Raw genomic sequence first — 22,197 nt, 5'->3', positions numbered from 1 at the left:
ACCGCATGAAAGTCGACCTCCACTGCCACTCCACCATCTCCGACGGCCTGCTCGCGCCGGCGGCCGTGGCCGCTTACGCCCGCAAGGCCGGGGTCGACGTGTGGGCGCTCACCGACCATGACGAAGTGGGCGGCATCAAGCAGGCCCGCGCCGCCGCCCAGGACCTCGGCATGCGCTTCGTCCCCGGCGTCGAGATCTCGATCACCTGGGCCGGCCAGACCGTGCACATCGTCGGCCTGCAAGTGGACGAGGACAACCCGGCGCTCATCAATGGCCTCGCGCAAACCCGCAGCGGCCGCGAACGCCGCGCCCGCGACATTTCCGCGCAGCTCGAAAAAGCCGGCGTCCCGAACGCCTACGACGGCGCGCTCAAGTACGTCGGCAATCCCGACCTGATGTCGCGTACCCACTTCGCCCGCTACCTCGTCGAAATCGGCGCCTGCGACTGCACCGCCGAGGTGTTCCGCAAATTCCTGTCCGAAGGCCGCCCCGGCTACGTGCCGCACCGCTGGGCCACCTTGGAGGAGGCGGTCGGCTGGATCCGCGGCGCCGGCGGCGTCGCCGTGGTGGCCCACCCGGGCCGCTACAAGTTCGTGCCGGTGGTGGAGGGCGCCCTGTTCGACCAGTTCCGCCAGCTCGGCGGCGCCGCGATTGAAGTGGTCACCGGCAGCCACACGCCCGACCAGTACGCCACCTACGCGGAAGAAGCGCGCCGCTACGGCTTCCTGGCCTCGCGCGGCACCGACTTCCACGGCCCGGGCGAAGCGCGCATCGATTTCGCCCAGCTGCCGCCGCTGCCGGCCAAGCTCACCCCGGTCTGGCACGACTGGTTTTAAGCCCGCGTTAAGGCTGAGCCCTTGAATTTTCCATAGGGCAGCCGTATCTTAGCGGCCTGTTAATACGACGGCCCGGAGGCCTCCATGAAACGCATCATCCTGTTCCTCGCGACCAATCTTGCCGTGGTGCTGGTGTTGACCATCGTCCTCAACCTGCTCGGCGTCGGCCGCGCGGTGGGGCCGAACAACATGACGGCGCTGCTGGTGTTCTCGGTCGTGGTGGGCTTCACCGGATCGATCATTTCCCTGCTGATGAGCAAGCTGATGGCCAAGTGGTCGACCGGCGCCCGCGTCATCACCCAGCCCGCCAACTCGACCGAGCTGTGGCTGGTGAATACGGTGCAGAGCCTGGCCAACCGCGCCGGCATCGGCATGCCGGAAGTGGCCGTGTACGACGGCGAGCCGAACGCTTTCGCCACCGGCGCCTTCAAGAACTCGGCCCTGGTGGCCGTGTCCACGGGCCTGCTGAGCGGCATGAACCACGAAGAAATCGAGGCCGTGCTCGGCCATGAAATCTCGCACGTGGCCAATGGCGACATGGTCACCCTGACCCTGATCCAGGGCGTGGTCAACACGTTCGTCGTGTTTTTGTCGCGCGTGGTAGGCTTCTTCGTCGACCAGGTCCTCTTGCGCAACAACGACAGCGAGCGCCGCGGCCCCGGCATCGGCTACATGATCAGCGTGTTCGTGTGCGAAATCGTGTTCGGCATCGTCGCCTCGATGATCGTGGCCTGGTTCTCGCGCTGGCGCGAATTCCGCGCCGACGCCGGCTCGGCCCGCCTCTTGAACAGCACCTTGCCGATGCAGCACGCACTGGCGCGCCTGGGCCAGATGCAGGGCGATGGCCTGCCGCAGTCGATGCAGGCCTTCGGCATCTCCGGCGGCGGCAGCGGCTGGGGCGCGCTGTTCGCCAGCCATCCGCCGCTGGAGGAACGGATCGCCGCGCTGCAGCAGCTGCGCGGCTAACTTTTAGAATTGCATGAGCCAGCACTTCCAGATCCACCCCGACAATCCGCAGCCGCGCCTGGTGCGCCAGGCCGCGGACATCATCCGCAAGGGCGGCATCGTGGCCGCCCCCACCGACTCCGCCTACGCCCTGGTCTGCCGGCTCGACGACAAGTCCGCGGTCGAGCGCATCCGCCAGATCCGCGGCGTCGACGAGAAGCACCACCTGACCTTGCTGGTGCGCGACCTGTCCGAAATCGCCCAGTACGCCCGCGTCGACAACACCCAGTACCGCCTGCTGAAGGCCACCACGCCGGGACCCTACACGGTGATCCTGGAGGCGACGCGCGAGGTGCCGCGCCGCCTGTCGCACCCTTCGCGCAAGACCATCGGCCTGCGGGTGCCGGAAAACCGCATCATGCTGGCGCTGCTGGAAGAGCTGGGCGAGCCGATCATCGGCACCACGATGCAACTGCCAGGCGACGAGCACATGCTGTCCGATCCGGACGAAGTGATGGCGCGCGTCGGCAAGCAGATCGACCTCGTGATCGACGGCGGCGCCGGCACCCTGGAGCCCACCACCATCGTCGACCTGACCGGCGACGAACCCGTGCTGCTGCGCCAGGGCAGGGGCGATGCCGCCGCGTTCGGTATCTGAGTTAGCCCTAAAACCGTCGTCCCCGCGCAGGGGGGCCATAGACAAGCCGCGTAACTGCAAACTCAGCATGGCCCCCCGCCTGCGCGGGGGCGACGGTATCTCTTAGGCCACGCTGCCCGCCTCTGATAGAATCCCCGCTTATGGATGAACTCATACGCACCATTGCAGTCTATGCACTGCCCGTTCTTTTCGCGATCACGCTGCACGAGGCCGCCCACGGCTACGTCGCCAAGTACTTCGGCGACAAGACCGCCTACATCGCCGGGCGCGTCAGCATGGACCCGTTCAAGCACATCGACCCCTTCGGCACCGTCCTCCTGCCGCTGCTGCTCTACCTGGTCAGCCACGGCCAGATGGTGTTCGGCTACGCGCGTCCGGTGCCGGTTAATTTCGGCAACCTGCGCAACCCGCGCAAGCAATCGGCCTTCGTCGCCTTCGCCGGCCCGGCCATGAATTTCCTGATGGCGCTGGGCTGGCTGATCCTCGGCCTGTTCTCGTCCAACTACGGCGGCCCCGACGGCTTCGTCTATGAAATGTCGGTGGCCGGCATCAAGGTCAACCTGCTGCTGTTCGCCTTCAACCTGATCCCCATCCCGCCGCTCGACGGTGGCCGCGTGCTGACCAGCCTGCTGCCGCCGCGCATGGGCTACCAGTACGCGCAGATCGAGCCCTATGGCTTCTTCATCGTGATGGCCTTGCTGCTGACGCACCTGATCGATTTCTGGGTCATCAACCTGTCGCAGTATGCCTTCGTGCTGATCAACCTGCTGACCCGCCCATTACAACTATTCCTGAGCTGACAACATGTATCCCGAACGTGTCGTATCCGGTATGCGCCCCACGGGCGCGATGCACCTTGGCCACTACCACGGCGCCCTCAAGAACTGGATCAAGATGCAGTCCGAACTGCCTTGCCTGTTCTTCGTCGCCGACTGGCACGCGCTGACCACCCACTACGACGACCCCTCGATCATCGAGAAGAGCACCTGGGACATGGTGATCGACTGGCTGGCCGCCGGCATCGATCCGTCGCAGTCGACCATCTTCATTCAGTCGCGCGTGCCCGAGCATGCCGAGCTGCACCTGCTGCTGTCGATGGCCACGCCGCTCGGCTGGCTGGAGCGGGTGCCGACCTACAAGGACCAGATCGAGAACCTGTCCAACCGCGACCTCGCCACCTACGGCTTCCTCGGCTACCCGCTGCTGCAGGCCGCCGACGTGCTGATCTACCGCGCCACCCAGGTGCCGGTGGGCGAGGACCAGATCCCGCACATCGAGATGATGCGCGAGATCGCGCGCCGCTTTAACCACCTGTACGGCAAGGAGCCGGGCTTCGAGGAAAAGGCGCTGGAAGCGGTCAAGAAGCTGGGCAGCAAGCGCGCCAAGCTGTACGCCGAGCTGCGCACCGCCTTCCAGCAGGACGGCAACGGGGAAGCGCTGGAGCAGGCCCAGGCCATGCTGGACGAGTCCGGCAGCCTGTCGAACATCGACCGCGAGCGCCTGTTCGGCTACCTCGAAGGCAGCCGCAAGATCATCCTGGTCGAGCCCCAGGTCAAGCTGACCGAGGCCTCGCGCCTGCCAGGCCTGGACGGCCGCAAGATGTCCAAGAGCTATGGCAACGCGATCACGCTGCGCGAGGACCGCGACTCGGTCACCAAGAAGATCCGCACCATGCCGACCGATCCGGCGCGCGTGCGCCGCAGCGATCCGGGCAATCCGCTGAAATGCCCGGTGTTCCAGCTGCACCAGGTGTATTCGGACCAGCCGACCAGGGACTGGGTGATGCAGGGCTGCACCAGCGCCGGCATCGGCTGCCTCGAATGCAAGCAGCCGGTCGTGGACGCCGTGCTGGCCGAGCAGGAGCCGATGCGTGAGCGGGCCCAGCAGTACCTGGACGACCCCTCGCTGGTGCGCGCCATCGTCGCCGACGGCTGCGACAAGGCCCGCAAGCTGGCGCAGGAAACCATGCGCGACGTGCGCGACACCATGGGCTTGTCTTATACCTGATCCTCTACACCTGATGATGGACATGCCGTCGAACTGGGTGCGCCGCTGCGCGCCGCTGCTACCGGCAGGGGAGGTGCTCGACCTGGCCTGCGGCAGCGGCCGTCACGCGCGCCTGTGCGCGGCGCTGGGCCACCCGGTGCTGGCGCTGGACCGCGATCCGGCCGCGCTGGCCGCCACCCGCGGTCCCGGCATCGACACGATGGAATACGACCTCGAGGCCGAGGGCGCCCGCTGGCCGTTTGCGGCGGGCCGCTTCGCCGGCATCGTGGTCACCAACTACCTGCACCGGCCCTTGATGCCGGCCCTGATGGCGTCGCTGGCGCCCGGTGGCGTACTGGTTTACGAAACCTTCGCCATCGGTAATGAAACATTCGGCAAGCCCGCGAATCCAAGCTTCCTGCTGGGCCGCGGCGAACTGCTGGAACTGGCCCGCGCGGCCGGCCTGCAAGTGATCGCTTTCGAGGACGGCCGCGTGCAGCGGCCCAGGCCGGCCATGGTGCAGCGCCTGTGCGCGGCCGGCCCGGCATATGCATTTTCAGGGGCGGAGCTCGGCCATTTATCTGGTCAGGAATGACCCATAACGGCAGGCTATCCGCTACAATCAAACTTTTATTTCTCGGCACGTTCCATTGAATATGATTAAGGGTAGCATTGTAGCCATCGTCACCCCGATGTTCGAAGACGGCAGTCTGGACCGGGACTCGCTGCGCAAGCTGATTGACTGGCACGTCGCGGAAGGCACTGACGCGATCGTGATCGTCGGCACCACCGGCGAATCGGCGACCTTGAGCCCGGAAGAACACGGCGAAATGATCAAGCTGGCGGTGGACCATGCCGCCGGCCGCATCCCCGTGATCGCCGGCACCGGCGGCAATTCGACCGCCGAAGCGATCGCGCTCACCCGCCACGCCAAGGAAGTCGGCGCCGACGCCTCGCTGCAGGTGGTCCCGTACTACAACCGTCCGACCCAGGAAGGCATGTACCGCCACTTCAGGGCGATCGCGGAAGCGGTCGACCTGCCGGTAATCCTGTACAACGTGCCGGGCCGGACCGTGGCCGACATGAGCAACGAGACCGTGCTGCGCCTGGCGCCGATCGAGAACATCGTCGGCCTCAAGGACGCCACCGGCAACATCGGCCGCGGCCTCGAACTGCTCAAGGCCGTGCCGAAGGACTTTGCGGTCTATTCGGGCGACGATGCAACGGCGCTGGCGCTGATGCTGTGCGGCGGCGCCGGCAACATCTCGGTCACCGCCAACGTGGCGCCGCGTGACATGCACGATATGTGCGTGGCGGCGATGGACGGCAACATCGCCCGTGCGGTCGAGATCAACAACCGCCTGCTGGGCCTGAACTCGAAGCTCTTCGTTGAGCCGAACCCGGTTCCGGTCAAGTGGGCACTGGCAGAAATGGGCCTGATGCCGGCCGGTTTGCGCCTGCCGCTGGCGCCGCTGTCGGCGCAGTTCCACGAAACGGTGCGCGGCGCCTTGCGCGAAGCCGGCGTTTCCCTGAAGTCCTGAGCCCTCGGGTTCACAACCGTGTAACGATATGACTATTCGAAAGATCAAGCCCCTGGCCTCCCACCCCGCAGTGCGCGCGCTGGCGCTGTCCGCCATCGCGATGAGCCTGGCTGCCTGCACCACCGTGTTCGAGTCGGACAAGGTGGACTACCGGGCCGCCACCAAGGCGCCGCCGCTGGACATCCCGCCGGACCTGACCCAGCTGCAAAAGGACAATCGTTACGCCATCCCGGATGGCCGTGGCGTCGCCACCGCGTCCGGCATGCAGCAGCAGGGCCCGGGCACCGCCGTCACCGGCGAGCAGGTGGCCCCGGTGTCGAACGACAAGGTGCGCATCGAGCGCGCCGGCAACCAGCGCTGGCTGGTGGTCAAGGAGACCCCGGAGCAGCTGTGGCCGCAGCTGAAGGAATTCTGGCATGACTCCGGCTTCACGGTCGAAACCGAGAACGCCGCGGCCGGCACCATGGAAACCAACTGGGCCGAGAACCGCGCCAAGATCCCGCAGGACTTCATCCGCCGCACCATCGGCAAGGTGATCGACTTTGCCTATTCCACCGGCGAGCGTGACAAGTACCGCACCCGCCTGGAGCGCAATCCGGACGGCAGCACCGACATCTTCATCATCCACCGCGGCGCCGAGGAAGTCGTCGACAAGGACGGCGCCGGCCACTGGACCACGCGCGCCAACGATCCTTCGCTGGAATCGATGTTCGTGGCCCGCCTGATGGCGCGCCTGACCGGCAGCACCAACGCCAAGGGCGCCGAGACCATCGTCGACAACGCCGTGGCGCAGCCGCAGCACGCCAAGCTGGCGGGCGACAAGGTGGAAGTGGACGAGGGCTTCGACCGCGCCTGGCGCCGTGTCGGCCTGGCGCTGGACCGCGTCGGCTTCACCGTCGAAGACCGCGACCGCGTGCAGGGCATCTACTTCGTGCGCTACGTCGATCCGGACGCGGCCGACAAGAAAGGCTTCTTCGCCAAGCTGCTCTCCTTCGGCAACGACGACAAGGAGAAGGAAGCGCAGCGCTACCGCGTGCTGGTCAAGGGCACGACCAACGCCAGCGAGGTCACGGTGCAGACCAACGACGGCAAGCCTGTGACCACCCCGACCGGCGCCAAGATCCTCAAGATCCTGAACGACGAGCTGAAATAAGCGACGTGCAGGCAATAAAAACCGGCCCTGGTGGCCGGTTTTTTATTGCCTGCACGTCGTCCCCGCGGACGCGGGGGACCCTATTTTGTGTGCGGATTACGGGCGCTTGCTGTTGCCGCTCCGCTCGGAGAAATGGGATTCCCGCGTTCGCGGGAATGACCTTCCTTCTTCTTTCAGCAGCGGCCGGAGTACAGGCGAAAAAAAACCGGCCCGCAGGCCGGTTTTCTTAATCAGGAAAAACTGATTACTTCGAAGCAGCCGGAGCAGCAGCAGCAGCAGCCGAAGCGGCTTCCGAAGCAGCCGAAGCAGCAGCCGAAGCGGCAGCAGCAGCGTCAGCAGCAGCCGAAGCGGCCGGAGCAGCAGCGTCAGCCGGAGCAGCAGCCGGAGCCGGTGCCGACTCAACCACCGGTGCCGGAGCAGCGGCCGGAGCTTCTTCTTTCTTCGAGCAAGCAGCCAGGGCAACAGCCATCAGGGAGACGATCAGCAGGGATTTTTTCATGGGTTTTCCTTAATTAATTCAAAAGTAAGTACTTCTTGGTGCGATGAATAATTACCGGTAATTATCGCTCGTCAGGAATTTCGAAGGCTTTCAAAACGCTGAGTAGTGCCTGACAGACAACGAAACGTTCCTAACAGGATATGTTATAACCAAATTTACTGAATCGCAATAGGGAAAAATACAAGTGTGCGCCTCTTTGGTGGCCTTGCAACGTTCATATTGTTACAAGATGCTACCAACGATGCGGTGCGGAAAAAGAAACCGCTTACTCAGAGGCCTGTAGTGCTTGTGTGCAGTGCAACATTTGACTCCTCCCAGATCGCTGCGAAACGCTCCAAGGGGAGCTCGGTGGCCTCCGGCGCGTCGAACGCGGCCTCGCCGCGGAAGTGCTCGCTATGGAAGCGGCGCACGATGTGGATCCCGTCCGCGACACAAAAAGAATCGGTCAATTGGTGGAGCGAACGGCTGGTGACGCGGCATTCGATGCGGTGCGCATAGTCGCGCAGCAGGCGCAGGAAGCGCGGATAGTGGCGCTCGATGTAACTGGTGGTATGCACCGCCAGCTGCAGCCTGCCGCCGCCGGCCAGGACGGCGCGCAGCGCGGCGTCAGTGCTGCTGTCGCCGAGCGGGAAGATGGCGCAGTCGGGATCGAACAGCTGCAGCGTCGACCTGGCCCGCGCCAGCACCGCGGCGAACTGCGCCTGGCAATCGGCGCGCGAGGAAAACGGTAGCAGGATCGTATCGCTCATCGCCTCCTCGCTCAGGCCAGCTCCAGCCAGCCGTCGTGGTACCAGGTATAGATCGCTTCGCGCACGTCCTCGGTGGCCACGGCCAGCGCCTCGCCATCCAGTTTGCGGTCGTTGGCCAGCTGCGCCAGCACCGCCTTGTCGGCGCGCCCCGTCTCGAACGATTCGCCGTTGATGAACACGTGCTTGCCGCGATAGAGCATCAGCGTCTTCAGCGACAGCTTGACGCCGCGCTTGGCCGCGCTCTCGAAGAAGCGGCCCTGCGGCAGCGGCTTGGCCGGCGCCGTGAAGAACACATTGTGCTTCGGCTCGGACAGGTATTCGCCGAGGAAGATGGCGACGTCGTCCTCGTCCCAGCAAATCTTGTTCAGCTGGTCGGCCACGGTGGCCAGCATGTCGCGCGGGATCTCGGCCGGCTTGTCGGCCGGCTTCAGCGCGGGGTCCGCATACAGGCCGGGCAGCTCGATCGAGTCGGCCATGAACTGCAGGAAGCCTTCGCCCATCTCCTGGAAGTTCGGCACCCGGAAGCCGATCGAATAGGTCATGCACTCGCCCTCGGCAATGCCGTCGTGGCAGTACTGCGGCGGCAGGTACAGCATGTCGCCCGGCTCCAGCACGTATTCGTCTTCCGGTTCGAAGTTGGCCAGGATCTTCAGCGGCAGGCCGTCGACCAGTTCGCGGTCTTCCTGGGCCGAGATGCGCCAGCGCCGCGTGCCCTGCGCCTGCAGCAGGAACACGTCGTAGGAATCCATGTGCGGCCCGACCCCGCCGCCATCGGTGGCGTAGCTGATCATCAGGTCGTCCAGGCGCGCGTCCGGCACGAAGCGGAACTGGCGCAGCAGGGCGTCGGCACGTTCGTCGTACAGGTTCACACCCTGCACCAGCATGGTCCACTCGCGCTGTTCGCGCGCAGGCAGATCGGACAGCGGGCCGTGCTGGAGGTTCCAGCTGCCGTCCGCATGCGTGATCAGGCGCGATTCGACGTGGTTCGCGCGCGCCAGCGCGGCCAGCTGCTCGAACTTGAGCAGCGGCTTGAAACCGGGGATCGCCTGGCGGATCAGCAGCGGTTTCTTCTGCCAGTAGTCGCGCAGGAATTGGGCGGGCGTGAGGCCGCCGAGGAGCGGTGTTTTTTGCATGCCGCAATTATAACGTCGCTGGACGGGAGGCAAAGCAGGGCTGGAGTTATAATCCGCTCCTTACAACGAAAGGATGTGCGATGAAAATTGCCAAGAACACTGTGGTGTCCGTCAACTACCGGCTGTCGGACGCCCAGAACAACCTGATCGAAGAGGGCACCCAGCCGATGGTGTACCTGCACGGCGGGTACGAGAACACCCTGCCCAAGATCGAGGAAGAGCTGGATGGCAAGGACGTCGGCTATTCCTCGACCATCCAGATCGAGCCGGAAGACGCGTTCGGCGATTATGATCCGGCCCTGATCAAGGTCGAGGAGCGCAAGCGCCTGCCGGAACCGATCGAAGTCGGCATGCAGTTCGAAGGCATGGCCGAAGGCGCCGGCGATGACGAGGAGCCGACCATCTTCACCGTGACCGAAGTGGCGGAAGACAAGGTTGTGCTGGATGGCAATCACCCGCTGGCGGGCATGGCGCTGCGCTTCGAGCTGTCGGTGATTGATGTGCGTCCGGCCACGGCCGAAGAGATCGCGCACGAGCACGTGCACGGCGCGCACGGCCACCACCACGGCCACGACGAGCTGGAAGACAGCGAAGAGGGCGACCATTTCCGCAGCCATCCGCTGCAGTGATCGCTGCTGACGCGTCAGTATCAGGAATCGTCATTCCCGCGAACGCGGGAATCCCATTTCTTCGAACGAAGCGGCTAGCGCATGCGCTGACGATGCGCTGCAAAATGGGGTTCCCGCGTGCGCGGGAACGACGTCCACTTTAGTCGGTCGCCGCGTCCTTGATCGTGAACGTCGGCCCACCCTCCGTCGCCACGCCCACCTCCAGCACTCCCGGCCCCACGCTCAGGTGCCCGACATTTCCCTTCCACTCGATCGCCGGCTTCGCGCCTTTCGGCAGCCCGGCCGCATCGACCAGCAGCACCTTCCCGCCGTACTTCCTGGCCATCGCCAGCACCAGCTTGCGCGGCTCCGCGAAGCCGTCGTGGCCGGAGGCGGCGCGCGGCAGCAGGGCGCGCAGCCCGGCCGGTTCCGGGAACGGCTTGATGTCGCCTTCCGAGAACAGCACGATCGCGTCCATGTGGTCGCTCTTGGCGATCGCCAGCAGCCGGTTCAGCCAGAAGCGCGTGGCCACCAGCCGGTCTTCGTACTCGCTGTTGCGTCCCGCGGCCGATACGTAGTGGTTGTTGTTCGACGGGAGGTTTACCGTCGAATACAGCACCTTGCCCACTTCCCAGTGCGCGTTCTCGGCATAGCTGCGAAAGCGCGGGCTCGCCGACTGGCGCGTCAGCGGGATCTTCTTCGCGCCCATCGAGCGCGGCTCGGCGAAGAACAGCTCGCGCAGGCGCGCCAGCCTTTCGATCGCATCGCTGCGCCCGGCCGAGTTCTTGCAGTCGGTCCAGTCGCTGCCGGCCGGCGCCACGATCATCGGCCGCTTCGCGTCGTCGATCAGGTCGCGCCGCCGCTGGTACAGCTTGTCCGCGCAGGTCTCCGACGCCGCCTTGATCCCGGTGAGGACCACGAACGACAGCGAAGCATCGCTGGTCGCGGCGATCGCTTCTTGCAGCTTGTCCTCGCCGCCGGCGATGAAGCTGTGGCCGATGATGGCGAAGCGCTGCGGCTCGTCCGCCTTGGGCGCGGCGAATGCGCACGCTGCCGCCAGCAGGGCGGGGAGCAGCAGGAAGCGTCGCGCGCGCCGCATCAGCCGGCCGCGTGCTTCAGTTCGTACAGCCGTTCCAGCGCTTCGCGCGGCGACAGCGCGTCCGGGTCGATCTGGTCGATCAGCTCGCGCAGCGCGTCGTTCGGTGCTGCTGCGACGGCGGCCGGCGCGGCCTCGTCTTCCGGCTCCGCGCACGGCGCCGGCGCAAACAGGTCGAGCTGCGCCGTGCCGTCCACCGCCTGTGCTTCCAGCCGCGCCAGGTGGCGCCGCGCGGCGCGGATCACGCCTGCCGGCACACCCGCCAGCTGCGCCACCTGCAGGCCGTAGCTCTGCGAGGCCGGGCCGTCCTGCACCGCGTGCAGGAACACGATGCTGTCCTTGTGCTCGACCGCCGACAGGTGCACGTTGGCCGCGCTCGGATGCGCTTCCGGCAGCTGGGTGAGCTCGAAGTAGTGGGTCGCGAACAGCGTGAAGCTGCGGCTGGTCTCGATCAGGTGGCGCGCGATCGCCCACGCCAGCGCCAGGCCGTCGAAGGTCGAGGTGCCGCGTCCGACTTCGTCCATCAGCACCAGCGACTGCGGCGTGGCGCCGTTCAGGATCGCGGCCGATTCGGTCATTTCCACCATGAAGGTCGAGCGGCCGTTGGCCAGGTCGTCGGAAGCGCCGATGCGGGTGAAGATGCGGTCGATCGGGCCGATGCTGGCGCTGGCCGCGGGCACGTAGCTGCCCACGTAGGCCAGCAGCGTGATCAGCGCGACCTGGCGCATGAAGGTCGATTTACCGCCCATGTTCGGGCCGGTGATCAAGAGCAGGCGCTTGTCGTCGCGCAGCCGGCAGTCGTTGGCGATGAAGCGCTCGATCTGGTTCTCGACCACCGGGTGGCGGCCTTCCGCAATGTCCAGGCAGGGCTCGTCCACCAGCTGCGGCGCGCACCAGTTGTGGCGCACCGCGTGCGTGGCCAGCGCCGCCAGCGTGTCGATCTGGGCCAGCGCCCGGGCGATCGCCTGCAGCTGGCCGATGAAGGGCGCGAGGCTGCCGAGCAGCTCGTCGTACAGCATCTTCTCGCGCGCCAGCGCCTTGTCTTGCGCCGACAGCGCCTTGTCCTCGAAGGCCTTCAGCTCCGGCGTGATGTAGCGTTCGCAGTTCTTCAGGGTCTGGCGGCGGCGGTAGTCGTCTGGCACCTTGTCGGCCTGGCCGTTGGTGACCTCGATGTAGAAGCCGTGCACCTTGTTGTATTCGACCCGCAGGTTGGCGATGCCGGTGCGGGCGCGCTCGCGCGTCTCGAGGTCGACCAGGAACTGGCCGGCGTTCTCGGACAGCGCGCGCAGTTCGTCCAGTTCGGCGTCGAAGCCGCGCGCGAACACGCCGCCGTCGCGCACCATCGCGGCCGGCTCCTCGGCCACCGCGCGCACCAGCAGGTCGAGGCAGGCTTCGGGCGTGGCCAGCGCGGCGTGGATCTCGTGCAGCAGGCAGGTGTCGCCCGGGATGAAGCAGCGCGCCACCTGCTCGCGCAGGGCCGGCAGCTGCTTCAGGCCGTCGCGCAGGCTGGCCAGGTCGCGCGGGCGCGCCGACAGCAGGGCGATGCGGGTGGTGATGCGCTCGATGTCGGGCACCTGGCCCAGCGTCGCCAGCAGCGCGCCGGCGGCGTCGCGACCGAGCAGCGCCTCGATCGCCTGGTGCCGGGAACGTGCAACCATTTGGTTGCGTTTTGGATGATGCAGCCAGTGGCGCAACAGGCGCGAGCCCATCGCCGTGCGGCAGTGGTCGAGCAGCGAGAACAGGGTCGGCGACTCCTGCCCGCGGATGGTCTCGGTCAGCTCCAGGTTGCGGCGCGTGGCCGCGTCCAGGCCGATGAATTCGTTCTCGCTTTCGACCGCCAGCGTCTGCACGTGCTGCAGGCCGCGGCCCTGGGTCGAGTGGGCGTAGCGCAGCAGCGCGCCGGCCGCGCCGAACGCCGCGCCCAGGCCGTCGGCGCCGAAGCCGGACAGCGTGGCCACGGCCAGCTGGTCCAGCAGCGCCTTGTGGCCCTTGACCACGTCGAAGTGCCACTCCGGCACGTGCTGGGTGTGGCCGATCGCGGCTTCCTCGAACAGGTCGCTGTTGTCGTCCGCGCGCAGCACCTCGGCCGGCGCGATGCGCTCCAGCTCCTGCGCCAGGCGCGCGCCGACGGTGCGCGCATCGCCCGAGAATTCCATCAGGCGCAGCGCGCCCGATGCCAGCGACAGCCAGGCCAGGCCCGTGGTGACCACCTTGCGCTGGGTGAGCGTGCATACGGCCAGCAGCGGGCGCTCGGCCTTTTCCGGCAGCAGGTCGGCGTCGGTCAGGGTGCCCGGCGTGACCACCCGCACCACCTTGCGCTCGACCGGGCCCTTGGACAGCGCCGGGTCGCCGAACTGCTCGGCGATCGCGCACGATTCGCCCATCTTGACCAGCTTGGCCAGGTAGGGATCGAGCGCGTGGAAGGGCACCCCGGCCATCTTGATCGGCACCCCGCCTGAGGAGCCGCGCGCGGTCAGCGTGATGCCGAGGATGCGCGCCGCCTTCTCGGCGTCGTCGAAGAACAGCTCGTAGAAGTCGCCCATGCGGTAGAACACCAGCATGGTCGGGTAGTCCGATTTGATGCGCAGGTACTGCTGCATCATCGGCGTCTGTTTTTCCGTCGCGCTGCTCTTGGCCGCTGCGGGGTTGATCTCGTTCGGGACTGTGGTCATTTCTTGTTCGTGCCGGCTTGCTGCGCCAAGACCGCCATTCTACCGCGATCGCTCGCGCTGGCGACAGCCGCAGCCGGGGCGGCGGCCATTTGTCGGCATTTTTTACACCACCTCCGCGCCGCACTTGCCAACTCCATGATTTTCCTTGGTTTTCGCAACATGGCATGAAACCTGCTCAGTATTCGGCAAAGAACGAGGGGGAAATATGCGGTTCAGCTCGATTAAACATGCGGTGATGTGCGCCGCCCTGGCGCTGGCAGGCGCGGCCCAGGCCGGGGTCGTGGTCACCGATTCGCAGTACGGCGACAGCGATGGCATCGTCATCGCGCGCTACCTCGACGTCACCCGGCACGGCACGCTGAGCGGCGTCAGTATCAGCGTCGACTTCTCGAAATGCGACGACCCGCAGATCGGGCCGGATGGCACGCAGTGCATCGGCCAGGGCACGCCCTACGCGAACGAGATCGGCATGTGGCTCACAGGTCCCGACGGGACCACGGTGCGCCTGGTCCCGGTCGGCTACTATGACGTCAACAGCGGCGGCCGCGTAACGGTCAATTTCCAGGACGCGGCCCCGGTCCTCGATACGACCATGCAAAGCGGCACCTACAGCCTGCCGCTGGATTCGTTTTCGGAGTTCGCCGGACTGGACATGTTCGGCACCTGGACCCTGACCTTGCAGGACACGGATTTCGGCGACCCGCTCGAATATTTCGGCGCGCGCCTGGTGCTGAGCGGCGATGGCAACGACGGCGGCGATCCGCCGCCGGCCGGCGTGCCGGAGCCGGGCAGCGTGGCCATCATCGGACTGGGACTGGCTGGATTGGCGGCGGTGCGCCGCAAGCGCGGCAGGGCGCGCTGAAGCGTTCAGGCCGGCGGTGCAATGCCGTCGGCTTGTCGGGGGAGGCAGGGGCCCGCTTCACCGCGGGCCTCTGCCTTTCAGGCTTCGGCCACGCGCTGGGCGATGTGGGCCAGCGCCTCGTCCACCTGGTCGATCAGGATCAGCGCCAGGTCGCCCTTGGACAGGCGCGACAGGGCGCGGTCGATCGCGACGAATTCGCCGTTGATTTCCTCGACGTGGCTGGTGCGCGTGGCGCCCTGCAGGCCCTCGCGCAGCAGCGCCACCACCTCGCCGTCGGCGCGGCCGCGCTGGCACTGGTCCTGGTACAGCAGCACCTCGTCGAAGGCGGCGCCGAGGATGCGGGTCTGCTGGCGGATGTCCTCGTCGCGGCGGTCGCCGGCGCCGCTGATCAGCACCATGCGGCGCTTGGCCGGCATGCCTTCCACCGCGCCCACCAGCGCCTGCATCGCGTCCGGATTGTGGCCGTAGTCGGCGATCACGGTGGCGCCGCGATAGTCGAACACATTGAAGCGGCCCGGCGCGTTGCTGGTCTCGCTGCGGAAAGTGGCCAGGCCGACGCGGATCGCGTCCCACGGCAGGTCCACCGCCCACGCCGCCGCCACCGCGGCCATCACGTTCTCGACCTGGAAGCCGATGGTGCCGCCGCGCGTGATCGGCACTTCCGCCAGCGGGATGCGGGTTACGTTCTTGCCCTGCGCCGCCACCAGCATGCCGTCCTCGACGAACACCACGCGCTTGCCCTTGGCGCGGTGCATCGACATCAGCGGATGGGTGCCGTCCTGCGCGAAAAAGGTGACGTCGCCCTTGGTCTTCTCGGCCATGCTGGCCACCATCGGGTCGGCCGCGTTGAGCACCGCCATGCCGCTGGGCGCCACGTTCATCACGATCACGCGCTTGAGCACCTTCAGGTCCTCCAGCGTGGTGATGTAGTTCAGGCCGAGGTGGTCGCCGGCGCCGATATTGGTCACCACCGCGACCTGGCAGCGGTCAAAGGCCAGGCCCTCGCGCAGCATGCCGCCGCGCGCGGTCTCGAACACGGCGGCGTCGACGTCCGGGTGCAGCAGCACATTGCGCGCGCTGCGCGGGCCGCTGCAGTCGCCGCTGTCGATGCGGCGGCCTTCGATGTAGACGCCGTCGGTGTTGGTCATGCCGGTGCGCAGGCCGGCGGCCGTGGTCAGGTGCGCGATCAGGCGCACCGTGGTGGTCTTGCCGTTGGTGCCGGTGACCGCGATCACCGGGATGCGGCCGTCGTCGCCGTCCTTGAACATGGCCGACACGATCGCGTCGCCCACCGCGCGGCCCTTGCCGAACGAGGGCGAGATGTGCATGCGCAGGCCGGGAGCGGCGTTGACTTCGACGATGCCGCCGCCTTGTTCCTCGATCGGTTTCAGCACGCTGTCGCACACCAGGTCGACGCCGCAGATGTCCAGCCCGACCATGGTGGCCGCCGCGATCGCGCGCGCCGCCACTTCCGGATGGACGTCGTCGGTGACGTCGGTGGCCGCGCCGCCGGTCGACAGGTTGGCGTTGTTGCGCAGGCGGACCCGCTGGCCCTTGGGCGGCACCGAATCGGCGCCGTAGCCCTGCTTGGCCAGGCTGGCCAGCGCGATGTCGTCGAAGCGGATCTTGGTCAGCGAAGTGGCGTGGCCGTCGCCGCGGCGCGGGTCGCGGTTGACGATGTCGACCAGCTCGCGCACGGTGTGCTCGCCGTCGCCCACCACCGACGGCGGATCGCGGCGCGCGGCCGCGACCAGCTTGTCGCCGACCACCAGCAGGCGGAAGTCGTGGCCGGGCAGGTAGCGCTCGACCATCACGTCGTCGCGGAATTCGGAGGCGGTCTGGAAGCCAGCGGTCAGCTGCTCGCGGGTGGTCACGTTGACCGTCACGCCCTTGCCCTGGTTGCCGTCCTTCGGCTTGATCACCACCGGCAGGCCGATCTCCTGCGCGGCGGCCCAGGCGTCGTCCGGGTCGCTCACGGTGCGGCCCAGCGGCACCGGCACGCCGGCCGCGTCCAGCAGCTTCTTGGTCAGTTCCTTGTCCTGCGCGATCGATTCGGCGATGGCGCCGGTGCAGTCCATTTCGGCGGCCTGGATGCGGCGCTGGCGGCTGCCCCAGCCGAACATCACCAGGCTGCCCTCGGTCAGGCGGCGGAACGGGATGCCGCGCGCCACGGCGGCGGCCACGATCGAACCGGTCGACGGCCCCAGGCGCACGTCCTCGTCCACTTCGCGCAGCCTGGCCAGCGCGGCGGCGAGGTCGAACGGCGCGTCGTCGCGGGCGGCCGCGATCAGCTGTTCCGCCAGCTCCAGCGCGAGGCGGCCGACGTCTTCCTCGGTGTATTCGACCACCACCTGGTACACGCCGGGCTCGATGGTGGCGGTGGTGCGGCTGAAGGTCACCGGGCAGCCGGCCTGCGCCTGCAGGTCCAGTGCGACGATCTCCAGCACCTGCGCCATCGGCACCGTTTCGTCATGGCCCATCGGGGCCAGCTGGCTGATCTGGGGGAAGCGCGTGCGCAACCGTGTCTCGAAGCCGGGCAAGGTCGCGATGGATTCCTCGTCGGGCGTGATCTTGACGATCGCTTCCACCGACGTATGGTGGCTCCACAGGTTGGGGCCCCGCAGGGCGCGTACGCGTGATACTTCCATAAACCTTCAATCCTTTGAGTGGGCGGCGCCGCCGCACACGCGGCGCCGAGGCGGGCCCGCTGCGTCGGCGGGCCACGTCGATTCTAATATTCAGTTCTTGCCGGGCGGAGTGGCGTCGAAGCTGCGCAGGCCTGCGCAGATCAGCTCCGCCGGCACCTCCAGCGCCCACGCCGCGCACACGGCCGCCAGCAGGCTGTCCGGATGCTTGGCGGTGGCCGGCTTCAGCTTGGCCACCTGCAGCAGCGGCGTTTCTTCCGCGCCCTCGGCCAGGATCATCAGCCCTTCGCGCACGAAGGCCACGCGCTTGCCCTGCGCGCGGTGCGCCGCCAGTACTTCATTGTGTTCATCCAGCGCGTAGAAGATCACGCCGCCGTCGCACAGCTCGGCCAGTTCCGCCACCTGCGCATCGGCCGCGTTCAGCACGGCCGTCCCTTCCGGCAGGATCACGTCGACCTGGCTGCGCACCACGTTGTAGCGCGAGTCGCCGGCGCCGATGTAGTACGCGGACAGGTCGCTGGCGTCGCACATGTCGGTCACCACGCCCACCGCGCAGCGGTCGTAGGGCAGGCCCTCGGCCAGGATCGACTGCGCGTTCGACTCGAACACGGCAGCCTGCACCCAGCGGTTGATCAGCACGCGCTCGCCGGCCTCGAATGTCATGCAGTCGCCCGCCGTCACCTGGCGCGCGTCCAGGTACAGGCCCTCGCCATTGGCCACGCCGACGTGCTTGCCGGTCAGGTGCAACAGGCAGCCGGCCAGGCGCGACACCAGGCTCGCGCCCAGGAGGCCGGTCACGCCCACCACCGGGATGCGGCCGTTTTCGCCTGCCGCGAACAGGTGATCCACGATGGCCTTGCCGACGTTGCGCGGGGTGCCGCTGGCCGGCTTGATGTGGGCCAGCAGGCCCGGGCTCGAATTGACTTCGATGATCGCGCCGCGTTGTTCTTCCAGCGGGCGGGTGATGTCCTCGCACACCAGGTCGATGCCGGCGATGTCCAGGCCGACGATGCGCGCGGCCAACGCGGCGGCGTGCGCCACTTCCGGGTGCACGATGTCGGTGACGTCGTCGGACACGTTGCCGTTCAGCTGGATCAGGACCTTCTGGCCGGCCGGCGGGATCGATCGCGGCGTCAGGCCCTGGCGCTTCAGGTCGAGCATGATCTCGCTGTCGGTCGGCGTGACCGGATTGAGCGGAAAGTCTTCGGTCGGCCCGCGGCGCGGGTCGGTGTTGATCTGGCTGTCGCACAGTTCGATGATGGTCGACTTGCCGTCGCCGGTGACGAACAGCGACTCGCCGCGCGCGGCCGCCACCACCTTGGTGCCGACCACCAGCAGCCGGTGCTCGTTGCCGGCAATGTAGCGCTCGACCAGCACCGAGCGGCTGTCACCTTCCTTCGAGGCGATCTCGTAGGCGGCGTGGATGTCGGCCTCGGTCATCAGGTTCAGCGACACGCCGCGGCCGTGGTTGCCGTCGACCGGCTTGATCACCACCGGCAGGCCGATGTCCTGCGCCTCGTCCCAGGCTTCGGCCGGGCTGCGCACCACCGCGCCTTCCGGCACCGGCACGCCGCACGAGGCCAGCAGGCCCTTGGCCAGGTCCTTGTCGCTGGCGATGCCTTCGGCGATGGCGCCGGTGCGGTCGGTCTCGGCGGTCCAGATGCGGCGTTGTGCCGAGCCGTAGCCGAGCTGCACCAGGTTGCCTTCGGTGAGGCGGATCTGCGGGATGCGGCGCTCGACCGCGGCCTCGACGATGTGGCCGGTCGACGGGCCCAGCAGGCGGCGGTCGGCCAGGTCGGTCAGGGCGGCGATGGCGGCCTTGACGTCGAAAGGCTCGTCGTTGATCGCGGCCAGCAGCAGTTCACGGCCGGTGTCCAGCGCGGCGCGGCCCACGGTTTCCTCGCGCGTGCGGAAGGCCATCTTGTAGATCCCCGGCTGGCCGGCGCCGCGGGTCTTGCCGAAACCGGTCTTCATGCCGGCCAGGTTTTGCAGTTCCAGCACCACGTGCTCGAGAATGTGGCCGGCCCAGGTGCCTTCCTGCAGGCGCTCGAGGAAGCCGCCGTGGGTGCCGACGCCGCAGCGGTGCTCGACCAGCCCGGGCAGCCAGGCGGTCAGCCGTTCGAACAGGCCGGGGATGGTGTTGGAGGGGGAGTCTTCCAGCTCGCCGATGTCGAGCCAGGCTTCGATCACGGGGCGGTATGTCCAGATGTTCGGGCCGCGCAGGTGGGATACACGGAGAAACTTGATATCTTTCTTCTTTGTCATCAAAAATGTCTTCGCGGGCGTGCGACCTTATCCGCACCGCCCGGCTTGCCTATGTTTTCCTGCCCTGTGGACGCCCGCCGGGCGCTTGGTTTGTTGTAATATACTCGCCGGCACGGAAGCTTACCGCGCCGCACCGATTTCTGCCAGTCTCGTCCCTCCCGATAGAATACCGTAGATTGCTCCGGCGTCCGACGTGGGGCGGCGCTGCCGAGTGCGTATTGCTCGCGGTGTTACCAGAATACTTAGCCTGAACAACAGGCAGCGCCACAATGACAACTCAACAACTCGTCTCTACCACGCCTGCCGCCAGCATGCTGCCCGATCACTGGCAGGGCGAGGTGGGAAAGAGACTTGCACCGGGGGAAAACGTTTTAAACAGCGTCGAGGTTGACCTCGATGCGCGCCTCCACTTCACGAAAGGCCTGTTGGTTGTCACGCAACACCGCCTGATGGCGCGCTCGCCGGGCGAGGCCGAGTGGCGCGACTGGCCATTCCGGCAAGGGCTGGAACTGCGCCACTACGACCACGCCGGCGTCGGCCACCTCGAACTGGTCGACGCCAGCGGGCTGCTGGCCGCGTGGCGCTTCACGCTGGGCCAGAACCTGCAGGCGATCCGCGTGCTCGACCAGTTCCAGGACCGGATCGAGAGCGCCGCCAGCGGCATCCCGGTGCAGCCGCCCGAGCAGCACACCTGCCCGAGCTGCAAGGCGCCGCTCGCGCCGGACGAGGAGGAGTGCCCGATCTGCACCAAGGTGCTGCACACCCCGCCGTCGACCTGGACCCTGTTCCGCCTGTGGCGTTTCGCCAAGCCCTACCAGGGTTCGCTGCTGGCCGGCTTCCTGCTGATGCTGGCCTCGACGGCCGCGCACATGATTCCGCCCTACCTGACGATGCCCTTGATGGACAACGTCCTGATCCCCTACCAGAACGGCAAGCACATCGACCCGCACCTGGTCTACCTGTACATGGGTGGCCTGTTCGCTTCGGCCATGCTGGCATGGGCGCTGGGCTGGGCCAAGACCTGGATCCTGGCGCTGATCTCCGAGCGCATGGGCGCCGACATGCGCACCGCGACCTACGAACACCTGCTGCGGCTGTCGCTCGAATTCTTCGGCGGGAAGCGCACCGGCGACCTGATGAGCCGCATCGGCAGCGGCTCCGACCGCATCTGCGTGTTCCTGTCGCTGCACCTTCTGGACTTCCTGTCCGACGTCCTGATGATCATCATGACCGGCGTGATCCTGTTCGGCATGAACCCCAAGCTGGCGCTGGTCACGCTGCTGCCGCTGCCGATCATCGCCTGGATGATCCACATCGTGCGCGACAAGCTGCGCACCGGCTTCGAGAAGATCGACCGCGTGTGGGGCGAGGTGACCAATGTGCTGGCCGATACCATTCCCGGCATTCGCGTGGTCAAGGCCTTCGCGCAGGAGAAGCGCGAGGCGCTGCGCTTCAAGGAAGCCAACCGCCACAACCTCGCGGTCAACGACCGCCTGAACAAGGTGTGGTCGCTGTTTTCGCCGACCGTCTCGCTGCTCACCGAACTGGGCCTGCTGGTCATCTGGATCTTCGGTATCTGGCAGGTCTCGCGCGGCGAGATCACGGTCGGCACGCTGACCTCCTTCATCGCCTACAGCGGGCGCTTCTACACCCGCCTCGATTCGATGAGCCGGATCGTCTCGGTGACGCAGAAATCGGCGTCGGCGGCCAAGCGCATCTTCGACATCCTCGACCACGTGTCGAGCGTGCCGGACCCGGTCAACCCGGTCAAGCTGGCCAAGGTCGAGGGCAATATCGAGCTGCGCGAAGTGGGCTTCCGCTACGGCACCCGCGCCGTCAACCGCGGCATCTCGCTCAACATCCGCGCCGGTGAAATGGTCGGCCTGGTCGGGCACAGCGGCTCCGGCAAATCGACCCTGGTGAACCTGATCTGCCGCTTCTACGACGTGGCCGAGGGGGCGATCCTGCTGGACGGCACTGACATCCGCGCCTTCGCCGTGTCGGACTACCGGCGCCACATCGGCCTGGTGCTGCAGGAGCCTTTCCTGTTCTTCGGCACCATCGCCGAGAACATCGCCTACGGCAAACCGGATGCGACGCGCGAGGAGATCATCGCCGCCGCCCGCGCCGCGCACGCGCACGAATTCATCCTGCGCCTGCCGCATGGCTACGACTCGATGGTGGGCGAACGCGGGCAGGGCCTGTCAGGCGGCGAGCGCCAGCGCATCTCGATCGCGCGGGCGCTGCTGATCAATCCGCCGATCCTGATCCTCGACGAGGCCACTTCCTCGGTCGACTCCGAGACCGAAAAGGAAATCCAGAAGGCGCTCGACAACCTGGTGCAGGGCCGCACCACGATCGCGATCGCGCACCGCCTGTCGACCCTGCACCGCGCCGACCGGCTGGTGGTGCTGGACCGCGGCCAGGTAGTGGAAGAGGGCTCGCACGACGTGCTGATGGAGAAGGAAGACGGCGCCTACCGCCGCCTGTACGAAGCGCAGGCGCGCAACGTCGACCAGGACCTGGACGACGGCAACAAGGAAGAATAA

The 22,197-nt window shown here is 67.0% G+C and carries 18 protein-coding genes; 11 read left to right on the top strand and 7 right to left on the bottom strand.

The window, feature by feature from the left end:
• Positions 1–5 precede the first annotated feature (5 nt).
• From NX778_RS08055 to bamC, 8 genes are all read left to right on the top strand, one after another.
• Positions 6–836, top strand: coding sequence for a 3',5'-nucleoside bisphosphate phosphatase (locus NX778_RS08055; protein WP_258811205.1), 831 nt, complete (start codon positions 6–8; stop codon positions 834–836).
• Between the two features lie 84 nt (positions 837–920).
• Positions 921–1,802 (top strand): protease HtpX, encoded by an 882-nt coding sequence (gene htpX, locus NX778_RS08050; protein ID WP_258811204.1) that lies wholly within the window; start codon positions 921–923, stop codon positions 1,800–1,802.
• Positions 1,803–1,815: 13 nt separating this feature from the next.
• A complete protein-coding gene (locus tag NX778_RS08045) occupies positions 1,816–2,439 on the top strand; it encodes an L-threonylcarbamoyladenylate synthase (RefSeq protein WP_258811203.1) in 624 nt (207 codons plus the stop codon).
• A 140-nt stretch (positions 2,440–2,579) separates the two neighbouring features.
• Entirely contained in the window at positions 2,580–3,239 is a 660-nt protein-coding gene (locus NX778_RS08040) for a site-2 protease family protein (RefSeq protein ID WP_258811202.1), read from the top strand.
• Positions 3,240–3,243: 4 nt separating this feature from the next.
• Positions 3,244–4,446, top strand: a complete 1,203-nt coding sequence (locus NX778_RS08035) for a tryptophan--tRNA ligase (RefSeq protein WP_258811201.1) — start codon at positions 3,244–3,246, stop codon at positions 4,444–4,446.
• A gap of 16 nt (positions 4,447–4,462) precedes the next feature.
• Positions 4,463–5,020 carry a class I SAM-dependent methyltransferase gene (locus NX778_RS08030; RefSeq protein WP_370661325.1) on the top strand — a complete coding sequence of 186 codons (558 nt, stop codon included), beginning with the start codon at positions 4,463–4,465 and terminating at the stop codon, positions 5,018–5,020.
• Positions 5,021–5,081: 61 nt separating this feature from the next.
• Positions 5,082–5,966 carry a 4-hydroxy-tetrahydrodipicolinate synthase gene (dapA, locus tag NX778_RS08025; RefSeq protein ID WP_258811199.1) on the top strand — a complete coding sequence of 295 codons (885 nt, stop codon included), beginning with the start codon at positions 5,082–5,084 and terminating at the stop codon, positions 5,964–5,966.
• Between the two features lie 28 nt (positions 5,967–5,994).
• Positions 5,995–7,119: an NlpB/DapX family lipoprotein gene (gene bamC, locus NX778_RS08020; protein ID WP_258811198.1), complete on the top strand. Its 1,125-nt coding sequence runs from the start codon at positions 5,995–5,997 to the stop codon at positions 7,117–7,119.
• Positions 7,120–7,363: 244 nt separating this feature from the next.
• On the opposite strand, the gene NX778_RS08015 is transcribed toward bamC, so the two are convergent.
• The 3 genes from NX778_RS08015 to NX778_RS08005 all read right to left on the bottom strand — a co-directional run bounded on the left by NX778_RS08015 (position 7,364) and on the right by NX778_RS08005 (position 9,500).
• Positions 7,364–7,618, bottom strand: coding sequence for a hypothetical protein (locus NX778_RS08015; RefSeq protein ID WP_258811197.1), 255 nt, complete (start codon positions 7,616–7,618; stop codon positions 7,364–7,366).
• 269 nt (positions 7,619–7,887) lie between these two features.
• On the bottom strand, positions 7,888–8,367 hold the full coding sequence (locus NX778_RS08010) for a DUF7931 domain-containing protein (protein ID WP_258811196.1): 480 nt from the start codon (positions 8,365–8,367) through the stop codon (positions 7,888–7,890).
• Positions 8,368–8,378: 11 nt separating this feature from the next.
• On the bottom strand, positions 8,379–9,500 hold the full coding sequence (locus NX778_RS08005) for a ribosomal protein uL16 3-hydroxylase (protein WP_258811195.1): 1,122 nt from the start codon (positions 9,498–9,500) through the stop codon (positions 8,379–8,381).
• Positions 9,501–9,580: 80 nt separating this feature from the next.
• Here NX778_RS08005 and NX778_RS08000 point away from each other — a divergent pair, with 80 nt between their 5' ends.
• Complete coding sequence (locus NX778_RS08000; RefSeq protein ID WP_258811194.1) at positions 9,581–10,129, top strand: FKBP-type peptidyl-prolyl cis-trans isomerase; 549 nt, start codon at positions 9,581–9,583, stop codon at positions 10,127–10,129.
• Positions 10,130–10,268: 139 nt separating this feature from the next.
• On the opposite strand, the gene NX778_RS07995 is transcribed toward NX778_RS08000, so the two are convergent.
• Both NX778_RS07995 and mutS read right to left on the bottom strand, forming a co-directional pair.
• Positions 10,269–11,207, bottom strand: a complete 939-nt coding sequence (locus tag NX778_RS07995; protein WP_258811193.1) for a hypothetical protein — start codon at positions 11,205–11,207, stop codon at positions 10,269–10,271.
• Positions 11,207–13,876: a DNA mismatch repair protein MutS gene (gene mutS, locus NX778_RS07990; RefSeq protein ID WP_258811192.1), complete on the bottom strand. Its 2,670-nt coding sequence runs from the start codon at positions 13,874–13,876 to the stop codon at positions 11,207–11,209. Before mutS ends, NX778_RS07995 begins: the two co-directional genes overlap by 1 nt.
• Positions 13,877–14,081: 205 nt before the next feature.
• On the opposite strand from mutS, the gene NX778_RS07985 reads away from it, so the two are divergent.
• The gene (locus NX778_RS07985; RefSeq protein WP_258811191.1) at positions 14,082–14,738 is read left to right on the top strand and encodes a PEP-CTERM sorting domain-containing protein; all 657 of its coding nucleotides are present in this window, start codon (positions 14,082–14,084) and stop codon (positions 14,736–14,738) included.
• A 77-nt stretch (positions 14,739–14,815) separates the two neighbouring features.
• Here the strand turns inward: NX778_RS07985 and cphA are convergent, their stop codons facing one another.
• A complete protein-coding gene (gene cphA, locus NX778_RS07980; protein ID WP_258811190.1) occupies positions 14,816–17,386 on the bottom strand; it encodes a cyanophycin synthetase in 2,571 nt (856 codons plus the stop codon).
• A gap of 90 nt (positions 17,387–17,476) precedes the next feature.
• Positions 17,477–19,648, bottom strand: coding sequence for a cyanophycin synthetase (locus NX778_RS07975; RefSeq protein ID WP_258811189.1), 2,172 nt, complete (start codon positions 19,646–19,648; stop codon positions 17,477–17,479).
• A gap of 269 nt (positions 19,649–19,917) precedes the next feature.
• On the opposite strand from NX778_RS07975, the gene NX778_RS07970 reads away from it, so the two are divergent.
• Positions 19,918–22,197: a cyanophycin metabolism-associated ABC transporter gene (locus NX778_RS07970; protein ID WP_258811188.1), complete on the top strand. Its 2,280-nt coding sequence runs from the start codon at positions 19,918–19,920 to the stop codon at positions 22,195–22,197.

Source organism: Massilia terrae, from assembly GCF_024753145.1.
Classification (GTDB): Bacteria; Pseudomonadota; Gammaproteobacteria; order Burkholderiales; family Burkholderiaceae_D; genus Telluria; species Telluria terrae.
The sequence above is the reverse complement of the archived record's forward strand: the minus strand, read 5'-3'. Positions and strand labels throughout refer to the sequence as shown.